Annotated in this window: 4 protein-coding genes and 1 pseudogene; 3 read left to right on the top strand and 2 right to left on the bottom strand. The window is 34.2% G+C overall.

Going from position 1 to position 5,260, the window contains the following annotated elements:
* Positions 1–235: 235 nt before the first annotated feature.
* Positions 236–382, bottom strand: a pseudogene (locus RTR43_RS25560) (helix-turn-helix transcriptional regulator); the annotation flags it as partial.
* 386 nt (positions 383–768) lie between these two features.
* Between RTR43_RS25560 and RTR43_RS25555 the strand changes: the two are divergent.
* From RTR43_RS25555 to RTR43_RS25545, 3 genes are all read left to right on the top strand, one after another.
* The gene (locus RTR43_RS25555) at positions 769–1,338 is read left to right on the top strand and encodes a dihydrofolate reductase family protein (RefSeq protein WP_312476866.1); all 570 of its coding nucleotides are present in this window, start codon (positions 769–771) and stop codon (positions 1,336–1,338) included.
* 410 nt (positions 1,339–1,748) lie between these two features.
* The gene (locus RTR43_RS25550) at positions 1,749–2,150 is read left to right on the top strand and encodes a BlaI/MecI/CopY family transcriptional regulator (RefSeq protein WP_396954630.1); all 402 of its coding nucleotides are present in this window, start codon (positions 1,749–1,751) and stop codon (positions 2,148–2,150) included.
* Positions 2,151–2,152: 2 nt separating this feature from the next.
* On the top strand, positions 2,153–4,060 hold the full coding sequence (locus RTR43_RS25545; protein WP_312476864.1) for a M56 family metallopeptidase: 1,908 nt from the start codon (positions 2,153–2,155) through the stop codon (positions 4,058–4,060).
* 667 nt (positions 4,061–4,727) lie between these two features.
* Here the strand turns inward: RTR43_RS25545 and RTR43_RS25540 are convergent.
* On the bottom strand, positions 4,728–5,069 hold the full coding sequence (locus RTR43_RS25540; RefSeq protein ID WP_312476861.1) for a GNAT family N-acetyltransferase: 342 nt from the start codon (positions 5,067–5,069) through the stop codon (positions 4,728–4,730).
* Between the last annotated feature and the right edge of the window lie 191 nt (positions 5,070–5,260).

The raw sequence follows: 5,260 nt of genomic DNA, 5'->3' as shown, positions 1-5,260 counted from the left end.
GAGGTATCAATATTTGTATCAATGTATTTGTTTGTAAGACCTAGAAGTGGAAGGGGAGTGGGGAGAACGGATAATTGGGCTTAATGACGTTAGAGAGACGATTGTAATGTTAGGGATGCCAGACGGCCAGGCAAATTTGGAGCTGGTCAAATTCCATACGCCGTCAGATGAAAAAGGTATTCATCAATCTTTTGCAAATACCTTGGGTATCCGGCATATTGCATTTGCTGTTGAAGATATTAAAGCCGTTGTTGCTCAATGCTTCCATATCACGATGAATGGTACGTTCAGTTACCTCTAATTCCTGGGCTAATTCTCTGGTTGTCAATTTTCTTTTATTTTGCAGCAGAAGTAAAATGGAGATCAGCCTATCAGCGCGCATAACTACCCACCTAAATGATTAATTAAAAGATATTTAATTATGACAATAGATGTCATCATTAAGTATTATACTAGGTGTGTGTGTAGCAATGGAACTTATTTACGCAATAAGGCGGATATTGATTTTTGGATATATTGTGTAAATTAGCGGACATAAAAGCCTGATTTTTATGCTTACGATGTCCACTAATATTACTTAGGGAACATGATCACGCTAAGTGAATGGAGATGAAGTCAAAATTTCTCCTTGTATTTAGGGTCCCGGAAGAGAAAATGGATGTTCACTATTACTTTTTCTTCTTTTTAATGTCCGCTAATGATTAACGTAATATTTGGTTCCATTGCTACACACAAGCCATATCTATATGATTAAAGGGAGGAAGAATTATGTCCAAAAACGTAAGACCAAGAAGAATAATTTTAGATTTAGCAGTAACTTTAGATGGTTTTATTGAGGGGAAAAATGGGGAAGTTGATTGGTGTATCATGGACTCTGAGTTGGGTTTTATTAATTTCTTAAATCAAATTGATACTGTTTTATATGGAAGAAAAAGCTACGATTTATGGGGACAATTTACTCCAGAAATTGAAGATACTGATACTGAAAAAGAAATTTGGGAATTAGTTCATAGTAAAGAAAAATACGTGTTTTCCAAAACGAAAAAAGGGACTGATAATAAAGCAATATTCATAAATGATAAAATTCTTGAAGAAGTAAATAAATTAAAGAATAAGCCTGGTAAAGACATCTGGCTATATGGTGGAGCAAGTCTTATAACAACTTTTATCAATTTAGGGCTTGTTGATGAATTTAGATTATCTGTTCACCCTGTTATTTTGGGAGAAGGAAAACCGTTGTTTATTGATATAAAACAGAGATTGAATTTAAAAATGGTTAATACAAGGACGTTCTCCTCTGGCGTTGTGCAACTAATCTATCATTTAAATAGGAATTAATAATATTGCAAAATTCCAAAGATAAAATACTTGATAGTAATTGTCACTTCTCCAACAAATTCAGCTAATAGAAGCTCAAAATTTTATTCCGTTATAGGCTACTCAATCTTCCGTTAAAGGGCGCTTTCCTGTAAAAAGGAACAGTGCTTTTTTCATTATAGGGCCAGATAATTGAATAAGACTTTCAAACAAACACTGGATATTTATGTTAAAATTCACAAGAGATTGTGAAGGGGTGTACTTAACTAACGTCGCAGTTGGAAAAGGATTTGATATATAAATAATTAATACCAAACTTTAGTTTATTACATTGTGTTTTAAATTCCAAAATATAGTTGACAATTGTAGATTACAAATGTAATATTAATTTATAGATTACAAATGTAATATCAAGGGAGGTGTTATTCTATATGATGAAAGAATTACCTAAAATATCTGATGCCGAATTGGAAGTCATGAAAGTTCTTTGGGCAAAATCCCCTCAAACAGCGAATGAAGTAATTGAAAAGTTGGAGTCAACAACAGACTGGAAACCTAAAACCATTCGAACACTTATTAACAGATTAGTTCAAAAGGAAGCTTTATCTTATCTTCAAGATAAAGGACATTTGTATGAATATTATCCTCTAGTCTCACAAGAAAATTATCTACAAGTAGAAACAAAATCCTTACTTAAACGTTTCTATGGTGCGGCCTTTAAACCGTTACTTGTAAATTTTTTGAAGGAAGAAAAATTATCTTCCGAAGACATTAACGAACTCAAACGCATTCTAGATGAGAAGGCTGAAGAGAATCATAGGAAGGATAAGTAAAAATGATAAATACTTTTGTCAACATCTATCTACCTCGCTTTTTTGATTGGGTGATAGAAACATCTATTATGGCAAGTATTCTAGTGGGACTCATCTTATGTGTTAAAGCCTTACTGAGAAACAAGCTAAACCCAAGGTGGCACTATCTACTATGGATGATTTTAATTGTGAGATTACTACTCCCGTGGTCGCCAGATAGTTCCTATAGTATTTATTCAATCCTTTCACACTCTTATGAAACAACCGTTTCTGTTCAAAGCCCACCTGTTTCTTCTTCAGAAAACGAACGCATGTATGAAAAAAAGGGTATTTCTGGTGCAGAGATAATCATCGAAGATGAACGCAACGCAGCTGTTAAACTTCAAACAACTAATGAAAGTAAAAAAGAAACAATTCGTAATGAGAACCAAAAGGATGAACCAATTTCTTTTCATACCATTGCTTTATACATTTGGTTAACGGGCGTAATTATATTAGGTTTCGTAACTTATCTTGTAAATAGATCATTAACCCATTATATAAAACAACAACCTGTTATTACTGATAAAAGAATTGTTGAAATTTTTGAGAACTGTAAGAAATCTATGTCTGTTGAGCAGTGTATCCCACTAATACTAGCTGGAAAAATATCAAGTCCAACAGTACATGGATTCTTTCGCCCAAGAGTATTACTCTCAAGTGCATATATCAATCAGCTCACTGAGCAACAACTTCGACATATTTTTTATCATGAATTAGCCCACATCAAACGAAGAGACGTTGGTCTTAATTGGTTAATGCATAGTTTACTGATCTTAAATTGGTTTAACCCGATACTCTGGCATGCCTATTCTCGCATGAGGGAGGATCAGGAACTTGCATGTGATGTGTTGGCTCTAACGTTTATGGATGAAAAGGAACAAATTTCATATGGTCATACTATTATCAGCCTCTTAGAATACTACTCAAATAGTTATCAAGTACCTAGTTTGGCAAATCTAAGTAAAAATAAAAGAACACTAAAGAGGAGGATTCTTATGATTAAAAAATTCCAAAAGAAATCGTATCGTTGGTCTGCACTAGGGGTCATTGCAGTGATTGCTGTTTCATCGCTATCCTTACTAAATGGACATGCAGATGGGTTAAATGAAAAGCAGAAAGAGCAAACCACAATAACAGTAAAGGAAGAGAAGAAACAATCGAGTGTTTCCATCCAAACCATTGTAGAACAAATGGTTGGTACACAAGAACAGGCAAAGGCGGAATTAGGAATAGACGAAATTCTGTACAAGCAGATTCTGAATGAAATCGCTGTGGCTCAAAAATTTTTGACAACTGATGAATTTGAGCAATATATTTCATTAGACCGAGTTCTATTAACTTTGGATGGAAAAGCAGAGGCTCTTAGAAATCATGGGCAAGGGTATAATCCTGATTTACTTAGTGGGGACGAGCAAACTAAACTAAAAGAAAGCGCTCATGCGATTGGACCACTTAGGGATAAAGTTACGTCACATTTCATATATACTAAAGAAGAAGCACAAAAGTTAGTTGATTTTCCAATTAAGAGGCCAACCTATACACCGGAAGGCTACTCTCTGAAGAAAGAAGATATTAGATCAGAGGAAACAATTGGGAAGCCTCAGCCGATTATTAGTACAGAATATAGAAAGGGAGAGTTCGGTTATTATATTTCTCAATCACTGGACTTAGAACAAGAACAATTCTCGTTTGATGACTATGACAAGATAGAAAATTATATGCTGGAAGGAAATCATGTAACGTTTGGTTATATTCCACATAGCAATGTAAAAAGTATGAAGATGTTTGTTCCTGCAAAAGGCAAAAATAGTGCCTATCAAATTTTCATAACTGATGCTGTTTTAAATAAAACAGAATTAGAAAAGATTATGATTTCATTGTTGAAATAAAAATGAGGTCTCAAGATTCTTGCTTGAGACCTATTTTTATTAGTGATATGACAATTCATTTACTTAAAGAAATCGATAATTGTTTCTTTTTGATAAAGTTAAAAAATTTGGTAAACTACCGGGTAGTTTTTCTGTAATTAGCAGGGACGCTTTTTTACTATCATATGCATTTCTTCAATAAGAACTTGAAACGATCTTCAACAATCGGGCGCGATTGTTGAGTAACACAGGTAGAAAATAATCAAACTTTTTTATAAAACCGAAACTTAAATCTGCTTGATAAGAATCCATTTTGATCAATCTTTTTTTCAAAATAGGTTCCTATTATTTATCGTAAAATAAGGGTTTGTGAGGTATTTTTGATCAAACTTTATTTTAAAGCAACAGGGGTTCTAATCTTCGAACTATTCTAATTGTTTCAGAACTGTCTCTAAAACAAAAATAATCAAAAAGACCTTAATTCTGTCGGAAGGCTTTTTTATGAAATTTCTCGATGTACTTGAAGCTTGTTTTTCCGGATTCAGGGAAGGTGATGACGGTGTGTATCTCAAGGACCATTGCCATATATGGTTCGGGAACCCAAATATAATGATGAATATAATCAGTCAGTAGTTTAAAACCGCACGTTTCCCAGAAGTGGATGCGGCCCAGATTTTCAGGAGTATGTTCACATTGCTTCCAGCAAGACAAAATTGTACGCATCCTTTGCAAGAGCCCACTTTGTTATTTTATGGACAAAATCTTGACCGACCCCTTGTCCACGAACATCTTTTCGAACGGCGAGATAGTCAATTAGTAAAATTCGTGAGTATTGAATTGCACCAGTCAGCGCCATCGCCACCACTTCATTTCCTATCATGGCAACGTGGAGCGCACAAAGTTGTTTTTCAAACATATTTCGGATTATTTTCACAGGCTTGCCGCCGTGCTCACCAAATGCCTCTATATAGATAATCACGGCTTTCTGCCATAAAGCTTCATCCCAATGATCCCTCGATATTACATCCACTGTTTAATGCCTCCAACTATTTATTTCCAATTATTTAACAAAAAGGAACTGATATGCTATTTAGTATGAAGCTATTTTAAGATCACGACAATTAATGGTTGTGTATTGTGAAACTATCAATTTAATGTTTTATTTCTTATCAAAAAGCAGCGTAAAACCCCTAGCTTTAGATATGGGGATATAAGCTGTAT

Source organism: Neobacillus sp. (assembly GCF_031988165.1).
GTDB lineage: Bacteria > Bacillota > Bacilli > Bacillales > Cytobacillaceae > Neobacillus > Neobacillus rhizosphaerae.
The sequence above is the reverse complement of the archived record's forward strand: the minus strand, read 5'-3'. Positions and strand labels throughout refer to the sequence as shown.

Bases quoted from the DNA above. Each gene is read 5' to 3' on its own strand.
- RTR43_RS25555 (WP_312476866.1), top strand. From the start codon at position 769: ATGTCCAAAAACGTAAGACCAAGAAGAATAATTTTAGATTTAGCAGTA.
- RTR43_RS25545 (WP_312476864.1), top strand. From the start codon at position 2,153: ATGATAAATACTTTTGTCAACATCTATCTACCTCGCTTTTTTGATTGG.
- RTR43_RS25550 (WP_396954630.1), top strand. From the start codon at position 1,749: ATGATGAAAGAATTACCTAAAATATCTGATGCCGAATTGGAAGTCATG.